General features: G+C 55.6%; 14 protein-coding genes. 10 read left to right on the plus strand and 4 right to left on the minus strand.

The window, feature by feature from the left end; genetic code table 11:
- The first annotated feature begins 226 nt into the window (after window positions 1-226).
- The 7 genes from AWM79_RS18725 (at window position 227) to AWM79_RS18755 (ending at window position 8,609) form a co-directional block, all read left to right on the plus strand.
- The gene (locus AWM79_RS18725) at window positions 227-2,596 is read left to right on the plus strand and encodes an AGE family epimerase/isomerase (protein ID WP_082712641.1); all 2,370 of its coding nucleotides are present in this window, start codon (window positions 227-229) and stop codon (window positions 2,594-2,596) included.
- A gap of 80 nt (window positions 2,597-2,676) precedes the next feature.
- On the plus strand, window positions 2,677-3,858 hold the full coding sequence (locus AWM79_RS18730) for a glycosyltransferase family 4 protein (protein ID WP_060783519.1): 1,182 nt from the start codon (window positions 2,677-2,679) through the stop codon (window positions 3,856-3,858).
- 176 nt (window positions 3,859-4,034) lie between these two features.
- Window positions 4,035-5,282: a glycosyltransferase gene (locus tag AWM79_RS18735; protein WP_143063283.1), complete on the plus strand. Its 1,248-nt coding sequence runs from the start codon at window positions 4,035-4,037 to the stop codon at window positions 5,280-5,282.
- A 5-nt stretch (window positions 5,283-5,287) separates the two neighbouring features.
- On the plus strand, window positions 5,288-6,109 hold the full coding sequence (locus AWM79_RS18740; RefSeq protein WP_060783521.1) for an ABC transporter permease: 822 nt from the start codon (window positions 5,288-5,290) through the stop codon (window positions 6,107-6,109).
- Window position 6,110: 1 nt separating this feature from the next.
- Complete coding sequence (locus AWM79_RS18745; RefSeq protein WP_060783522.1) at window positions 6,111-6,845, plus strand: ABC transporter ATP-binding protein; 735 nt, start codon at window positions 6,111-6,113, stop codon at window positions 6,843-6,845.
- A gap of 45 nt (window positions 6,846-6,890) precedes the next feature.
- Window positions 6,891-7,937 carry an FkbM family methyltransferase gene (locus tag AWM79_RS18750; RefSeq protein WP_244159573.1) on the plus strand — a complete coding sequence of 349 codons (1,047 nt, stop codon included), beginning with the start codon at window positions 6,891-6,893 and terminating at the stop codon, window positions 7,935-7,937.
- 150 nt (window positions 7,938-8,087) lie between these two features.
- Window positions 8,088-8,609, plus strand: a complete 522-nt coding sequence (locus AWM79_RS18755; protein WP_060783523.1) for a DoxX family protein — start codon at window positions 8,088-8,090, stop codon at window positions 8,607-8,609.
- 22 nt (window positions 8,610-8,631) lie between these two features.
- Here AWM79_RS18755 and tnpB read toward each other — a convergent pair whose 3' ends face one another.
- The 4 genes from tnpB to AWM79_RS18770 all read right to left on the minus strand — a co-directional run bounded on the left by tnpB (window position 8,632) and on the right by AWM79_RS18770 (window position 12,665).
- Window positions 8,632-8,841: an IS66 family insertion sequence element accessory protein TnpB gene (gene tnpB, locus AWM79_RS25720; RefSeq protein ID WP_156430131.1), complete on the minus strand. Its 210-nt coding sequence runs from the start codon at window positions 8,839-8,841 to the stop codon at window positions 8,632-8,634.
- Window positions 8,842-8,913: 72 nt separating this feature from the next.
- Window positions 8,914-10,278, minus strand: a complete 1,365-nt coding sequence (locus AWM79_RS18760; RefSeq protein ID WP_017133175.1) for a short-chain fatty acid transporter — start codon at window positions 10,276-10,278, stop codon at window positions 8,914-8,916.
- Window positions 10,279-10,412: 134 nt separating this feature from the next.
- Window positions 10,413-11,627 (minus strand): CaiB/BaiF CoA transferase family protein, encoded by a 1,215-nt coding sequence (locus AWM79_RS18765; RefSeq protein WP_060783524.1) that lies wholly within the window; start codon window positions 11,625-11,627, stop codon window positions 10,413-10,415.
- A gap of 147 nt (window positions 11,628-11,774) precedes the next feature.
- Complete coding sequence (locus AWM79_RS18770) at window positions 11,775-12,665, minus strand: LysR family transcriptional regulator (protein WP_060783525.1); 891 nt, start codon at window positions 12,663-12,665, stop codon at window positions 11,775-11,777.
- A gap of 125 nt (window positions 12,666-12,790) precedes the next feature.
- Here AWM79_RS18770 and AWM79_RS18775 point away from each other — a divergent pair, with 125 nt between their 5' ends.
- From AWM79_RS18775 to AWM79_RS18785, 3 genes are all read left to right on the plus strand, one after another.
- Window positions 12,791-13,651, plus strand: coding sequence for an HpcH/HpaI aldolase/citrate lyase family protein (locus tag AWM79_RS18775; RefSeq protein ID WP_060783526.1), 861 nt, complete (start codon window positions 12,791-12,793; stop codon window positions 13,649-13,651).
- Between the two features lie 233 nt (window positions 13,652-13,884).
- Entirely contained in the window at window positions 13,885-14,745 is an 861-nt protein-coding gene (locus tag AWM79_RS18780) for an amidohydrolase family protein (protein WP_060783527.1), read from the plus strand.
- 61 nt (window positions 14,746-14,806) lie between these two features.
- Complete coding sequence (locus AWM79_RS18785; protein ID WP_244159574.1) at window positions 14,807-16,264, plus strand: MmgE/PrpD family protein; 1,458 nt, start codon at window positions 14,807-14,809, stop codon at window positions 16,262-16,264.
- Window positions 16,265-16,440: the final 176 nt, after the last annotated feature.

The following is a 16,440-nucleotide window of genomic DNA, read 5'->3' on the forward strand; positions in this document are numbered from 1 at the left end:
TACGCCCCTGCCAACTTGCGTCACAAAACTCCATCCACTGAATGATAACGCCAAGTGGCAGGCAAATAAGGGGCATAGCTTGTCAATGGAGGGCACTCGGTTTGGTGGGTTCACCTGGGTGTCCGGTCCAGGGACTGAAGATCAAGTGGCTCGATACCTCGGGACGGAAAAAGGGCGACAACCATTATCCCGACTCCTTCTCAACTAATTTGATTGCTGTATAAAAATGACCCAACAAGCAACGATCATCAGCTTTGTCATGAGCGGCGGGGTGGGCTCACGTCTGTGGCCTTTATCGCGTGAAGACTTCCCTAAACAGTTTCACAACCTGTCCGGCCAGGGCTCCATGCTTTTGCGCACGGTCAAACGTATGAGTGCACGAGAAGGCGATACCTGCGTTCCGGTTTATCTACTCACCTCAGAACGTCATGCGGAGCGCATCAGCCGAGACCTTTGCGGCGTCGACTTGTCGGGCGGGCGAGCGATTTTCGAGCCGATAGGACGTAACACGGCTGCCGCCATTGTGTTGGCAACAGAGACGACGCTGCGCGAACATGGCGATGATCTGGTGCTCGTCGTTCCGTCCGATCACGAAATTACCACGGATCGCGGTTTCTGGAACACTGTAGAAGCCGGCACAGACGCGGCCATGGCCGGTCGTATCGTGGTCTTCGGCGTCCAACCGGACAGGCCAGAAACCGGTTATGGTTATATTGAGGTGGGTCCGCAGAACGGAAACATCCGTGACGTTATAAAGTTCGTGGAAAAACCCAATGAGGAAACTGCGGCCCAGTACCTCGCCTCCAAGAATTTCCTCTGGAATTCCGGCATCTTTCTTTTCCGTGCCAGCACGATGCGCGATGCGTTCCGGGCGCATGCGCCGAAGATCTGGGATGGGGCCGTGGCAGCGCTCGACGAAGCGACAAGCAACGTCTGTGGAACCTATCTGCCACATAATCTCTATGCGCAGGTGGCGGCCATTTCCTTCGACTACGCCATCATGGAATATGCGCAAGACATTGCGCTGGTTCCGGCACGTTTTCGCTGGAACGATCTCGGATCGTGGCAATCGCTGCTCGAAGTCAGCGCCACCGACAGCAACGGTAATGTGATCGTTGGCGATGTCGTCGCCATCGATTGCGAGAACAGCTATTTGCGCAGCGATGGTCGCCTGCTTTCCGCCATCGGCCTTCGCGATCTCGCTGTCGTGTCGACCTGCGATGCAACATTCATTGCGCCTGTCACCGAAAGTCAGAATGTTCGCAAGATCGTCGAGCAGTTGGAGAAAACCGGCCGCCTTGAAACCCAGTTCACACCGGCGCAGGACCGCCTGCCGCTAATCGGTGCCTATGAGAAGCGGGTTCGCCATTGGCTGTTCGAGGAAACATTGCCGCTTTGGTCGACGGTCGGTGTCGACCGCCGCTACGGCGGCTTCCACGAGGCACTGACTTTCGATGCCACCCCCATCACCAGACCCAAGCGGATGCGCACCACGGCGCGGCAGATCTACGCCTTCGCAGTGGCGCATGAAATGGGCTGGGACGGACCGGCCAATGATCTGATCGATCACGGCATACAGTTCATCACGGCCAATGGCCGGACGGATCGTGGCGGCTGGATCAAGACATTCAATCCTGATGGTACGGTCCTCGATGGGACAGAAGATGCCTATGATCAATCCTGCGTGCTTTTGGCACTGGCACATGCCCATCGGGCGGGCCATCCGCAGGCGCTCGATCTTGCCACGCAAACCTTTACCTTCCTCGACCAGTATCTTGCCGATTCCAAGCTGCGGGGTTTTCTGGAAGTACCGGGGGATACCGGCCTACGTCGATCCAATCCACATATGCATCTACTTGAGTCGTTCCTGGCCTGGTACGACGTAACGGGGAACCGGGATTATCTTCAGCAGGCCGCACGAATTGTCGATTTGTTCCGCCAGCACCTCTTCGATGCAGAGACGTGGACACTCGGCGAGTATTTTACCGACGATTGGGAGCGCGCACCGGGCGAAAAAGGCGAGTGGACGGAGCCTGGACATCATTTTGAATGGGCCCATCTTTTGTCTAGTTTTGCCGCGGCATCCGGTCAGAAAGATGTCATCCGCCACGCACGCAAACTGTATGCCTCAGCCATTGCCAACGGCCTGAACCGCACCACGGAACTCGCCTATGGCGCTGTTTCTCGCCATGGCCTGGCGCTTGATACCCAATCGCGTAGTTGGCCCCAGACCGAGGCTGTGAGGGCAGCTATTGCACTCGATGGCAATGGCGGACCCGATCTCAAGCCAGAAGTCGAGGCGCGGGTGGGGCGTCTATTCCGCTGGCATATCGAACAAGCCCCGCGGGGTCTGTGGATTGACGTGATCGATGAAAAGGGCAGACCCAGGGCCGAAGACGTACCCGCCTCGATCTTCTATCACCTCGTCAGCGCTCTTACGCAATATCTCGATTATGTCGCAGCAACTCAACGCCGGTCGCTGAAATGTCGCGCCCCCTTCGACAAACACATGATCAGGGCGGTTCAAGGGCCATCGCAAGCCGGAAAGACCCGGGATCCACGCGCCCAACCAATCTCTCTCGCGACGCCTCCCTGAGCCTATGCGAGGGAAACCAGGCACAACGGATATACCCTTCGAAAAAGTCGCTCGCCATTCGAGGCCAGCACAGGAGCGTTATGCGGATTCTGCATTTCTATAAGACCTATTGGCCGGATACTTTTGGCGGTATCGAACGTGCGATCCACGCTATTGCCAGAGGAGCCGCGAATTACGGCATAAAATCCGATGTGCTTTCCCTGAGCAGAAATCCCGAAAACGCCACCATCGAGTTTGGCGGTCATATGGCTTATAAGTCAAAGCTTGATTTTGAATTCGCCTCCACCGGCTTTTCGCGGGAAGTGATCACACATTTTCGTGAATTGGCCTCAAAGGCGGACATCATTCATTATCATTTTCCCTGGCCCATGATGGACATCGTTCACCTAACTTCCCCTCCCGGCAAGCCGACAGTGGTCACTTATCATTCGGATATCGTCAAGCAAAAATTTTTGTTGCGGATTTATACGATACTGATGCATCGGTTCTTATCAAGCGTTGACCGTATTGTCGCGACATCACCTCGCTATATCGAAACGAGCCTGGTGCTGCAGCGTTACAAATCAAAGACAACGGTTATACCCCTTGGACTGGATGAGGCCGACTATCCTCCATCAACGTTAGAAGAAAAAGAAACATGGCGCTCTCGATTTCCGAGGCCGTTTTTTCTCTTTGTTGGCGTGCTTCGCTATTACAAGGGCCTGCACATCCTCTTGGAGGCTGCAGCAAGGATTGATTCTGACGTGGTTATAGTTGGAAACGGGCCGATGGAAAAGGATCTGAAGAGACGCACCGCGACACTCGGCCTGAAAAATGTACACTTTGTAGGTGCGCTTTCCGATCGAGAAAAGACCGCATTGCTTGAACAATGTAGCGCATTTGTCTTCCCGTCAAACAGGCGTTCGGAAGCCTTTGGCCTCTCGTTAGTTGAAGCTGCCATGTTCGGTAAACCAATGATCACCTGCGAAATAGGTACAGGTACCAGCTTCGTAAACCTGGAGGGAGAAACGGGCCTGGTGGTCAAGGCCAATGATGTCCAGGCTCTCGCCGATGCCATAAATAGACTGGCTCACGAGACGATTGAGTCGGAACGTTTTGGCAAGGCCGCTCGCCGCCGCTTCGAAGAGACCTTTTCGGGAACGATTATGGGTCGCGCATACGCCGAAATGTACCGAGAAATGATGTCTGGGGGAAAACCAGGAGAGTTAACAATGCCTGCCGACGGTCATCTATCGCGTCAGCAAAGATTGGCATCAACATGAACTGTGCCGAAGACCAGGTGCCCACCCTCACTGAAGGCCCGTACTCCAATTCACCAAATTTGAATGCCTTGATGGCTTCATTACATCGGACGCTCAAAAAGTCATCGTTCTGAATCCGACAGACCTTTGCTCATCGGTCTATGCAATGCTGCAGCCATTCGTCTGCGGGGAGCTTTATGGAATATTTAGATATAAAATCGCGGTTTGATCAAACAGTGAAATTACCAAAATTATTGATCGTTTCCAGTTATCGCCGTGCGTGTGGAATAGCCCAATACGTTGAGTTCCTGGAACTGCCTTTGCGTCAACAGAATGACTTCGATGTAGAAATCGCGTCATTGCCTGTTGATCTTCTCAGATCCCAATCCCCCTATGCAAAACGCGCGGCGCGAGCTGAATTTAATATTCTCCTGCAAAAAATTGAGAGCGCCGATATTATTAACATTCAATTCGAACCCGGTCTTCTGGGTTTCGTGCCAACGCAGATTTGGAGCAATCTAAACGCCATAATTCGAAAGAGTAAAAAGGTGATCATTACTTACCATACAGTCCCTTCTTTTGACAGCCCAAGGTTCCATTTCAGCCGGCAGGGCATGGTCGATTATTTGCGGGCGTGGCGAGGTAACTACGTATTTAATAGGTTATTTGCAAAATTCCGCAGAAACCCTGGAAAATTTCATCACATTGTTCAAACTGCGCGTGAAGCAAAGAACTTTACATTGCTCGGCGTCCGGAAAGACAACATTACACACCAACCGCTTGCTTTCATCAGCAAGGGCGTTAGAGAACACATGAGTCATGATGCTGCCAAAATAAAAATCCTGGCGCAGATGAACATCGGCAGCGGTGCTACATTAGTCGGTTGCTTCGGATTTTTATCACCCTACAAGGGAATCGAAATCGCAATTAAAGCCTTGAGCGCATTGCCAAGCCACTATCATTTACTTGTAGTGGGCGGTCTGCACCCCGAGGGAGTCGACAGAGGAAGCGTTGAACGGCCCTATATCCAGAAACTGCTCAAGGTGATCAAAAAACATCAAGGGTTGAGCAAGCGAGTGCATTTTTGCGGTGCGCTTGGAAATGAAGAGTTCAATCAGGTGATGTTAGCGTGCGACGCCGTGGTACTTCCATATGCAGAGGTGGGTCAGACGTCATCAGGACCCGCGGCTCTGGCACTTGATATGTTGCGCCCCTTATATTGTTCACGCACGAAGTGTTTCGGCGAACTGGATCGGTATCAGCCCGGCGCGATTTCCTTTTTTGAAATCGGAAATCATATGGAGTTGGCGGAAAAATTGTTGCTGACCGACGGTGATCGAGCCGATCGCATTAATGCTCGAAAAAACTATCTTGAAAAATTTAGCGTCGAGCATCGCTCAGCAAGTTACATTGCTGCGGCGAGGCGACTGATAAAGGAGAACTAAACCCCATGCTAAAGCGCAATCAATGGCGATGGGTTGAACGTGATTTTTTTACAGACATACATGTTCTCGTATCACAACGAAAGCTGGCATGGCAGCTTTATCTGGCGGATATTGCGGAAAACAAACGCAATTCGGGGTTGGGGCTCATCGCCCCCTTCATCTCGGTATTGATCCACGTTCTCCTTTTGGGATCAGTTATGGGGCTCGTTTTCAACGAGCCCTTGGAAAAATTCATTCCATTTTTCGCCGTATCGTTTTCCATCTGGCAAGGTATTTCGATTTTCGTTTCAGACATATCCTATTCCAACGACAAGGCCATGCGTTATATATCGTTCCACAACATTTCTGGCTTCATAAGCAATCTCTCTTCAACTTACGAGTTTGTAGTTGCCTTGCTGTTGAAAATCTGCGGATCGTTTGTAATTATTCTTTTTGTGAACTCGACAACTATATTCAATGCTAATTACTTAGCGTTTGCCGTAGGTCTATTTCTGCTAACGCTGGTTTTGCTCACTTGGTCCCTTCCCCTAGCCTATCTCTTCGACAGGATGAGGATCCTTCGGGGTTTTTTGCCTCAGATCCTATTTGCGATATACCTAGTGACTCCGATTCTTTGGGCACCCGATCGCCTTGAGTCTCACAGATGGTTGGTCGACTTTAATCCAATTTATCACCTCATAGAGCTGGCTCGATCCCCTATTATTGATGGAAACTTTCCCCTTACCTCGATCTTGATTAGCGTCGGTTTGATCACGATGGGGTTCACTATGTCGTATCTTCTTTTTCCGGCAAATCGCTGTCTTGTTGTCTACAGATGGATGTCTTAGCATGGATATCGTAATTCGAATTTGTAACGCCACTGTCGAAATTCCTTTGAGAGGAGTCAAGGAAGAGGTCGTTGGCACAGATCCTCGGATAATCCGCCGACGCAATGGGTCCATCGTCCTGAGGGCATTGGAAAACATATCCCTTGAGGTCCGCCGGGGTGAACGCATTGGCATTGTCGGTGGAAACGGTAACGGAAAGACCACTCTTCTAAAATTAATAGGAGGGATGCTACCGACGGTATCGGGTACGGTGGAGGTTTATGGATCTATACGTACTCTGCTTACCATCGGTGCGGGTACGGTGCCGGCGCTGACCGGAAGGCAGAATGTCAAGATGCGCTATGCCCTTCTTGGGATTAAAAGCATCACGGAATCGGAATATGTTTCCGACGTTGAAGAGTTCTCCGATATCGGTGCGTTCTTTGACATGCCCATGGGAACCTACTCCCCTGGCATGTACAGTCGCCTGCAATTTGCCATGAGCACGGTGGAGCCGGCAGATATTCTCCTGTTAGATGAATGGATTGGTGTTGCTGACCAGGCATTCCAAGATAAGGCAAATGATCGTCTTGAACACTATATTCAAAGAAATGAAGGCTTTCTATTTGCCTCACATAATGAAGAACTGCTGAAACGTATGACAAGTCGCACTATCCGTCTTATCAACGGTAGATTGGAAGACAATCAAGATCCTGAATTATATCTGCGACAAATCAAACATCGCAGAAGCGTTTGATCGCGAATTTTATAGATTAATCGACAAGAGATGAGGGGAAGGATTTTGGTCGACAACCGGATAAAAACATTAATTAAAGGTATAAAGAACACAGCGAAATTTGCGATACGCGGACGGAATGTCATCACAAATATGGCCCTTCCCGCTCGAAAGATTAATCGCAACCTGAACGAAATACATTCGAACCCCTCAAGCGATCACAGCGTTTCTTACCTGGGGCGGGATCTCTGCCTGGTTAGAACCCGATGGGGAGGACACGTCGTCGTACCGTCCTATAATGTTGACGTTGCAATAGGGATCATTCGTGATGGCGTGCATGAACCTTGGACAACTCGGCTAGTGCAAGAGACGCTGAAACTCGGCGACACCTATGTCAACGTAGGCGCAAACTTCGGGTACTACACCAGCCTTGGCGGCTTAATTGTCGGCAACAAGGGCAAGGTCTTTTCATTCGAAGCAAATCCGGCAGTCTTTGCCACTTTGCTAAAAACGATAATGTATGCGGGCATTCCCGATCGAACTACTGCGTTCAATCGTGCCGTTTATCGAGAAACAGGAGAAGAATTGGGATTTGTGTTTGATTATCAGTTCGCCGGTGGAGGTCACCTGGAACTCAATGTAACAGAACAACCGAGCTCTGCAGACCCATTTTGGTCAAAAGACTCTGTACCGTCTATTCTCGATCATAACGGTCAGTGGCTTCCCGGCAAAGGAATCATGAATAAATTCAACGCCAAGACATTGGCCTTGGACGACATCATAGGCACAAAGCAAGTTGATCTGCTTCATTGTGATGTCGAAGCAGCTGAGCCGTATGTCATAGCGGGTGCACAAGCTATGATCAGGCACTCTCCTCGATTGAGAATCATTTTCGAATGGTCAAGCTACAGCTTCGACCACGGTACTGAGGAATATCGGAAAGCAGTAAATGATATGTGGGAACTGTTGAAATCTGAAGGGTTTTCCATTCGCCGGCTTATGCCATTTCTTCACCCGGATGGGGCCATTCAGCTATCCGAGCCACTGACTTACGCAGATTTTATTGCCGGGGAGCACGGTGACTATTTTGCTGAACGACCTGCGCAAAAATGAATACGCGTAGGGTGAAGGCCGGCGAAAGCAGACAAGCCAGCGCGGTTGCGGATTGCCGACAACGCAGGCCAGGGGGTGTGGCGTCGAAATTGACTAAGAGAACTAACCACACAGACCACTAGCAACACAGGACATTAGGAGTCAGGACTCATGATAACAACCAAAAAGATTCGCAACATCCTAAGCACGTCACAGGGTCAACCGATTCTCAAGCTACAACCCGCGACGCTAGGTGGTGCTCTTGCCCTCGATCTTCTTTCGCTGGGCAGCCGTGTCGCATTGGGTGGCTCGTTCCTGTTATCGGTCTGCGATCGGCTCGGGCTCTACGGCAATCCGGGAGATCGCGGAGTTTCCTGGGGTACATTCGAGCGATTTCTGGGCTATGCGGCCAAAGTCAATGCGTTTGCACCGGCATCGACGATCGCCTTTCTCGGCTTTGCCTCGACGGTGCTGGAACTCCTATTTGGCGTTGCGCTGATACTCGGACTCGCACAGCGGTGGGCGGCCTTCGGCAGCGCAGGTCTGCTCTTGCTGTTCGGTGCAGCCATGGCGATCTCGTTTGGGATCAAGTCGCCATTCGACTACTCCGTACCCTCCGCGATGTTCTGCGCCCTATTTCTGGGCCTCGCTGGCTCGAATCGATGGACCCTCGACTCTTTTTTTGGCCGATGAATCCAGTATCCAGTCGCTTGAGTTACAGGCAGAAGCCGTTGCGCTCCCAGTAAAGAATTTTCACCCGGTTACGGTAGCGATTCAGAAAAACTTGGGAGCGCGGCGCCTGACAACAAATATCGGCTTGGAATAGAGTCTCGTGGAGCACTGAGGTATGAAAAGGCTCAGTTGTAGACTTCGCCGACGCCAGGACCTCGACCGTAATGGCGATACACTCCGGGGATCGCCTCATCACCAATCGCACCGGCCGCAAGCTTCGACTTCGTAGCCGCCAGGGCACCGTACAACTTCCTCCTGCGCCCCGCTACAAAAGAAGTAGCAACGCCGCACCATAAACGACGGCACCGACCAGGAACGTCGCGAACGTAAAGCCCAGCACGCGCTGAACCCCTACCCCGGCCATCGCCACTACCGGCGCCGCCCAGAAAGGCTGCAGCATGTTGGAAACCTGCTCGCCCATGGCCACGGCCATGGTAGTTCCCGGCAAGGAGGCATGCAGTGTAACCGCGGCGGGAATCACGAAAGGCCCCTGCACCGCCCAATGGCCGCCACCGCTGGGAATCAGAAACGTCACCACCAGCGAGCAGACGTAGCTCCAGAACGGCAGTGTGTGCTCGTTGGAAATGGCGACGAAGGAATTGGCGATCACTCCTGGCAACCCGGTAGCTTCCATGATCCCCATCAGGCCGCCGTACAGTGGGTATTGCAGCATCATCGAGCCGCTCTGCCTGGCGGCGTTCTTCACCGCATTGGCATAGGCCAACGGATAGCGATGCAGCAGGATACCCGCGGTGAACATCACGAAAATCACCGCGTTGACGCCGGTGAACTGCAAGTGGCCAAAGTAGGCAAAGACCATCACCGCGATGCCGCCAGCGCCCATCAACACACTACCAAGCCACGAGTACTCCAGGCGTTGGGCGAACGTCCATGGCCCCTCGGGCTTACGTTCCGGTACCGGGTCCGGATGCTTGCTGATATCCAGTGCGACAACATCGTCACCCCGTGGACGCAATACGGCCATCACGAACGGGATGACGAGTAGCATCACCAGGGTGGGCACCATATTGAACGGCGCAAACACCATCTCGCCCACCCCCAATACCTGTCCGGTGACTTTTTCCACCACGTTCATCGGGCTGCCGGCCGTGGACTGCGCCAACACGATCGAACTGGAGAGGCCACCGGCCCAGACTACCCAGCCGGAAAATCCCGCCGCGACGATCCAGGCGAAATCGACCTGCATACGCTTGGCGATTTCACGCGCCAGCAGGGCACTCATCACCAAACCAAAACCCCAGTTGAAAAACGAAGTCACCGCGACGCTGACGAAAATCAGCGCGCCGGCCTGTGCCGGAGTGCGTGCCAAACCGATCAGCCGAGTGAAGAAGCGCTGCACGATAGGCGCATGGGCCAATGCGTGCCCCAGCACCAGCACCAAAGTGATCTGCAAGGCAAAGGTGAAAATATTGAAAAAGCCTTTGTACCAACCTGACAACACATTGCTGACGGACGCCTGCGGCCCCCAGATCAGTGCCGCGAGGGCGATCACAAAGGTCAGGAAGATCGCTAATACGAACGGGTCGGGAATGGTCCGTTCGAACACGCGGATCGTGTTGTCCGTCAGCCGGGTACGCAGGCTGCGAGGTGTGTTGAGCGCCACGGTCATTTGGCCATCCTCCACGTGTGGAAGACTAACGCGCAGTGTTGCACCAGGTCGTTTGGCATGAAGAAAATCCTATTGTGATTGTTATGGATGGAACAGCCAGGGCGCTCAACGCACCCGTTCATGCAGGGTTCGGCTTACAGCAATGCGCCACAGTCACGCAGCCCGCTGATTTGTTCATCGGTGAATCCATGGGCGCGCAGAACCCGATCCGAATCCTGGCCGAAGGTCGGCGCCGCGAACGGCTGCGGGCCAGGGGTGCGGCCATAATGAATGGGCCGGGTGAAGCCGCGATAATGCCCTACCACCGGGTGCTGATAATCGGCGATCAAGTCCTCCGCCTGGCATTGCGGATGATCGAACATGTCCTCAATCCGACGCGCCGCGGCGCAGGGCACTGCATCGCCAAATTCTATTTCCCATTCCAGCGCGGTACGCGCCTGCAAGCTGGCATGCAATTGCGGAACGATCACCGCGTGGTGCTCGGCGCGTTTGCGCACGCTGTCATAGCGTGCATCGAGCAGGTTCAGTAGGCCGGTCTTCTCGCACAACGCCTGCCAGAAATGCGGGGTGTTGGCCGAGAGGTACAAGTGCCCTTCCCGCGTCGGATGAATACCGGTGATGCCACCGGAGCGCATGTCGCGATCCATTTTGGCCGGTTCGCCCTCAGCCCAGATCAGCCGCGCCGATTGCATGGTCAAGGCACTACGCAACAAGGACACGCCGACATACTGGCCTTCCCCGGTTTTTTCTCGATCGTACAAAGCCGACGATATCCCCCCAGCGACCAGCGCGGCGGCATAGTAATCAACCACCGAGCCATACAGCACTTCCGGCGGACCGCCTGGTTTGCCTTGCGCGGCGCACATGCCGGTCATGGTTTGCAGCACCTGATCGTATCCGGCCTTGTCTTTGAGCGGACCGCTTTCGCCATAACCGGTGACGGCGCAATAGATCAGGCGCGGGTTGAGCGCCTTGAGTTGCTCGTAACCGATCCCCAGCCGGTCCGGCACGCGGGGGCGAAAGTTGTGCACCAGCACGTCAGCTTCACGTACCAAGGCCCGCAGCGTCTCCAGGCCCTCAGGGCGTTTGAGGTCGAGCACAACCCCCAGCTTGCTGCGGTTGACGCCGAGGAAGGCACGGCTTTCGCTGGACAGGGTCGAGGGGTATTTGCGCAAGTTGTCGCCGGTGGGCGGTTCGATCTTAATGACTTCGGCGCCCTGGTCGGCCAGCAGCGAGCAGCCATAAGGTCCGGCGATATAAGCGCTCAGGTCCAACACCTTGATCCCACTCAAGGGGCCAACGGATCCCGAGCGTTCGAGGCGTGACGCGGGGGTGAGGCGCTCACTCATGAAAATATCTCCGCTGTACTGCTTAATTCGTATGGCGTCAGTCGTTTCGCTGGAGGGCGCGACCGCACGGCGTTGAAATAAAGTTTGAGCTCAGCGACAAGAGATTAAAAATAGTTTTCAATAGCTTCAGAGTGAAATAAAACTGGATTACAACAATTGTCCCACTCGCCCGGATGCCCCTTCGTACAACACCTCGCAAAACGCATTGATCAGATTGACCTTCGGCGAATTGCGTTTCCACAGCAGGCCAATCGGCCGACGCAAACCCGCGCCCGGTAGCGGCAGTTGCGCCAGTGCATCGAGGTTGGCGTGCAGCGGATGCCAACGTGGCACCAATGACACGCCGAGTCCGCCACCGACCATCGCGGCAATCGCGTCTAGCGCATCGATCTCGAAACGCTCGCGAGGAGCAATACCGGCTTCCAGTAGATAGCGGTCAGCCAGCAAGCCGCCCCATGAACGGCGGTGATAACGAATGAACGGCTCGCTGGCCAGCACCTGATGCGCTTGACGGCCAATCAATTGCGCGGGGGCCAGCACAATGAACGGTTCATCGTACAGTGCGCGCCAGGTGAACTCCTTAGGCAGATCAAAACCAGGGCGTACCATCAAGCCAACGTCGATATCCCCTGCCACCACCTTGCGGTACAGCTCGGTGGACACCGCAGGTTCCAGGTGTGTGTGCAAGTGTTTGTGACGCTCGATCAGCGTCGCCAGCACCCTGGGCACCAGATACGCCAGGGCGGTGGAGATGCAGCCAATGCGCAAATCTCCGGCTATCACATCCAGCGCAGCGATAGCACTCAGGTCGCGGGTACGCCGCACCAGTTCGCCGGCGGGTTCGATCAACGCCATTCCGGCCGCTGTCGCCTGCATGTTGCGCCCGGCGCGGGTCAGCAAGGTCGCACCGATCTCATGCTCCAACGCTTTGATTCGCTGCGCCACGGCAGTGGGCGTGAGATTGAGCAGACGGGCGGCAGCGGCGGTGGAGCCCAGGCGAGCGACTTGGAGGAAGCTTTCCAGATAGCGAGTATCCATAGTGAGTTTTTTTTGGACTCTAATTCAAGTAATAGTCACTTTAGTTATCTTCCTCTGATTTGCAATATAGATCCCGTTGCGTCGCCCTTCGGCGTGGCCCATAAGAAGAACACCGAGGATCGTCAATGCGCAGCAAACTCTTCGTGCCCGGCTCGCGTCCCGAACTCTTCGCCAAGGCGTTGGCTTCCAAGGCAGACGCTGTCAGCTTCGACCTGGAGGACGCGGTCGATCCCTGCGCGAAAGACAGCGCGCGCCAATGGCTTTGCGACTTCCTGGGCACCCTAGAGCCCACCGACAAAATCATCGTGGTACGGGTCAACGACTCGTCTTCGCCCCATTACGAGCATGATCTGAGCGCGCTGGTCGGCACCGCGATGCAGGTCATCAACCTGCCGAAAGTCGAATCCGCCGAGCAGATTCAGGCCCTCGCCCAGCGACTCGATGAGCTCGAAACACAGCACGGCATGACCCGCCCCATCGCGATCCTGGCGACTATCGAAACCCCCAAGGGCCTGCGTAATGCAGCGGCCATTGCTGCCGCCAGCCCCAGGGTCAACGGTCTGCAATTGGGCTTGGCCGATTTGTTCGAGCCGCTGGGCATCGACCGCCAGGATCAATGGGCGCTGCACCAGATCCGCCTGAGCCTGCGCCTGGCGGCGGGTGAAGCCGGAGTGGCGACTTACGATTCAGCCTTCGCCCAGATCGACGACCCCCAGGGTTTCAGCGCTGAAGCCGACACTGCCCAGCGCTTGGGTTATGTCGGTAAGTCATGCATCCACCCGACCCAGATCGACCTGGCCAATCAGGCGTTTCTACCCAACGCCGAGCAAATCGCCCACGCATCGCGTGTGGTCGAGGCCGCTGCCAAAGCCGAAGCAGCGGGCATTGGCGCGTATAGGGTCGATGGCCAGATGGTCGACGGCCCCTTCGTGCGCAGCGCCCAGACACTGCTGGCACGAGCGCGCAGCGCCGGCCTGCTCGGCTAGATCGCGGCGCGATACGCGTGAGTGCGGCGACTTCAACGCCGCCTCAAAAACAATAATAGAGAGGTGGCATTGAGCAGCCCGTGAGCGATCATGATTTGCGAGCGGCTCGACGTGAGCGGCAGACCTCATCCGCCTCTGACTGGCAGCAGTCGCCCGCATCGACGGTGCAATCGCCGCCAGGCCGACGCCGCTGTTTGCACCATTGTCGCCCGTCCGCTCCAGGAGCCCTGCTTATGACTGCCTCATCAGTACCTCACTCATCAAGCGTCGAGCGCCCACGGCCAGCGTTGCCGGACAACGCCTGCGATGCCCATCTGCACATCCTCGATGCGCGTTTCGCCCCGGCCATTGCCGGTACGCCAACCCCGACTCACATGACTTGGGATGACTATGGCTTGCTGCAAAAGCATCTGGGCAGCAGTCGCGCGGTGATCGTGCAAGCCAAGCACTACGGCTTTGACAATGCCTGTCTGTTGGATGCCATTGCCCGCAGCCAGGGCAAAGCACGCGGTATCGCCGTGGTCGCGACCGATATCAGCGACCGTGAACTGGAACGTCTCGACCAGGCTGGCGTTCGCGGGCTGCGTTTCAGTTTGTGGAACAACGCCAATGCAGTCGCCTCCTGGGACACCCTCGCGCCCCTGGCGGCCCGGATCGCCGAGCTGGGCTGGCATATCCAGTTGCACGCGGCAGCCGATCAACTCGTGGCGCATGAACGACTGATCGCCCACCTGCCAACACCGCTGGTGATCGATCACATGGGCCGATTGCCGCCCCACGCCGGGCTGGCTCACCCCGCCGCACTGTTGCTACGCCGCTGGCTGGAGGCAGGCAAGACTTGGATCAAATTATCGGGAGCCTATCTGAACAGCGACAGCGGCGCGCCCAACTATGCACCGACGCTGGAGACCGCACGGCAGATGGTGCAATGGGCGCCAACCCGGATGTTCTGGGGCAGTGACTGGCCGCACATCACCGAGCAGCACAAGCCCGACGATGCTCAACTGGTCAATCTGCTGAACGACTGGGCCGGTGAACATCGCCAGACCATCCTGGTGGACAACCCAGCCTACTTCTACGGCTTTACCGATTGAACCACGCTTGCCCACGGACTCATCCCTAAAAACAAAAGAAGCTGGAGTGCTCATGCCGTACATGATCAATAGACGTCGCTTGCTAGGAACAATGACCTGCCTGGCCCTGAGCCCGGCCTTTGCATTCGCGCAGGATAAAAACCTTGCGTCTGCACCCACCCTCGCTGAACAGTTGGCCGATTACGTGGCCGCTATGCCATACGCCAGCCTACCGGCCAACATCGTCGAGCGCGTGAAAGCACACTTCATCGACGCCATGGGCTGCGCGATCGGTGCGTTGAACCAGCCACAAGTGCAGAAGGTGCGCGAGGTGGCGCTGGCGATACCGGGCGGCGTATCGACACTGATCGGCAGCACGCGCAAAACCAACATGGACCTGGCGTCCTTCGCCAACGGCGCAGCGGTACGTTATTTCGATCTCAACGACTCCTACGCCGGGAAAGAAGTCGGGCATCCAAGCGACAACATCACGCCCTGCCTGGCCGTGGCCGAGGCGCAAAAAAGTTCCGGTCAAGCGTTGATCCTGGCCATAGCGCTGGCCTATGAAATCGATTGCCGCCTGCTCGACACGGTGCAAATCAGCGCACGCGGCTGGGATCACCCAAACTTCAGCCTGCCATCCGCCGCGCTGGCGACCGGCAAGCTCATGAACCTCTCAACCCAACAGTTGACCGAAGCCATCAACCTGTCATTCGCCGGGCATCTGGCGATGAACCAGACTCGTCTGCAAGTGCTGTCAAACTGGAAGGGCCTGGCTGATGCCGAAGCCGGGCGCACCGCCATTTTTGCCGCTCAACTGGCCCGCGCCGGACTCACCGGACCTGCGCCTGCATTCGAAGGCAATGCCGGGTTCTTCAAACAAGTGTCGGGACCGTTCACTTTGGACACCGAGCAATTCGGTGGCCGTTCCGGGACCTTCAAGATCGCTGAATGCCAGATCAAGCCCTACCCGGCCCAGGCGCTGTTGCAGACCGCGATTGCCGCCGCCGCCAAAGTAGGCAAGGCCATCCCGGACACGGAAAAGGTCAAATCCATCGTCATCGCCACCTCCCATGCCGGCCATCAGTACTCGGCCGAGTCACCCGAAAAATTCGCCCCCAAGACCCGGGAAACCGCTGACCATAGCCTGCCCTACATTGTGGTGCGGGCGATGCTCGACCATGAAATCAAGGACTCCAGCTATTCGGATACAGCGTTAAAGGACCCGCGTCTGGTGGCTCTACTGAAAAAACTCACGGTAGAGGAAGACGATGCCTTGACCCAAATGTCCCCACAACGGCTGCCTACTCGGGTCACGGTGACGCTAAACGATGGCCGGGTCATCAGTGAACAGGTCGATGACCTTCCCGGTTTCGGCGGCAAGCCGCTTACCCGCCTGGGCACCGAGGAAAAATTCCTGCGCTCGGTCAAGGGCATATGGAAAGACAAACAATCCCAGGCGTTTTTTCAAATAGCCTGGAATCTTGACCAGCAGCATGACTTGAAGGAGCTCTTCAAACACATGGTGACCCAGGCCTGAGCCGTTAACACCACCGCGTCACGTAACCTAAAACGTCAGGCGAACCGGGGCGATTGCCAGATCGCGCCGGGGCCATGGCGCGCAGCCGCTATCCGCGCAACACCCGTGTTGTTTCGCCGTCCCGGCACGGACTATAGTGCCAGGCACGTTCAAGGCAGGAGCCCTACGCAGTGCAC

This window comes from Pseudomonas agarici, from assembly GCF_001543125.1.
Taxonomy (GTDB): Bacteria; Pseudomonadota; Gammaproteobacteria; order Pseudomonadales; family Pseudomonadaceae; genus Aquipseudomonas; species Aquipseudomonas agarici.

Bases quoted from the DNA above. Each gene is read 5' to 3' on its own strand.
- AWM79_RS18725 (WP_082712641.1), top strand. From the start codon at position 227: ATGACCCAACAAGCAACGATCATCAGCTTTGTCATGAGCGGCGGGGTG.
- AWM79_RS18730 (WP_060783519.1), top strand. From the start codon at position 2,677: ATGCGGATTCTGCATTTCTATAAGACCTATTGGCCGGATACTTTTGGC.
- AWM79_RS18735 (WP_143063283.1), top strand. From the start codon at position 4,035: ATGGAATATTTAGATATAAAATCGCGGTTTGATCAAACAGTGAAATTA.
- AWM79_RS18740 (WP_060783521.1), top strand. From the start codon at position 5,288: ATGCTAAAGCGCAATCAATGGCGATGGGTTGAACGTGATTTTTTTACA.
- AWM79_RS18745 (WP_060783522.1), top strand. From the start codon at position 6,111: ATGGATATCGTAATTCGAATTTGTAACGCCACTGTCGAAATTCCTTTG.
- AWM79_RS18755 (WP_060783523.1), top strand. From the start codon at position 8,088: ATGATAACAACCAAAAAGATTCGCAACATCCTAAGCACGTCACAGGGT.
- tnpB (WP_156430131.1), bottom strand. From the start codon at position 8,841: ATGAGGCGATCCCCGGAGTGTATCGCCATTACGGTCGAGGTCCTGGCG.
- AWM79_RS18760 (WP_017133175.1), bottom strand. From the start codon at position 10,278: ATGACCGTGGCGCTCAACACACCTCGCAGCCTGCGTACCCGGCTGACG.
- AWM79_RS18765 (WP_060783524.1), bottom strand. From the start codon at position 11,627: ATGAGTGAGCGCCTCACCCCCGCGTCACGCCTCGAACGCTCGGGATCC.
- AWM79_RS18770 (WP_060783525.1), bottom strand. From the start codon at position 12,665: ATGGATACTCGCTATCTGGAAAGCTTCCTCCAAGTCGCTCGCCTGGGC.
- AWM79_RS18775 (WP_060783526.1), top strand. From the start codon at position 12,791: ATGCGCAGCAAACTCTTCGTGCCCGGCTCGCGTCCCGAACTCTTCGCC.
- AWM79_RS18780 (WP_060783527.1), top strand. From the start codon at position 13,885: ATGACTGCCTCATCAGTACCTCACTCATCAAGCGTCGAGCGCCCACGG.
- AWM79_RS18785 (WP_244159574.1), top strand. From the start codon at position 14,807: ATGATCAATAGACGTCGCTTGCTAGGAACAATGACCTGCCTGGCCCTG.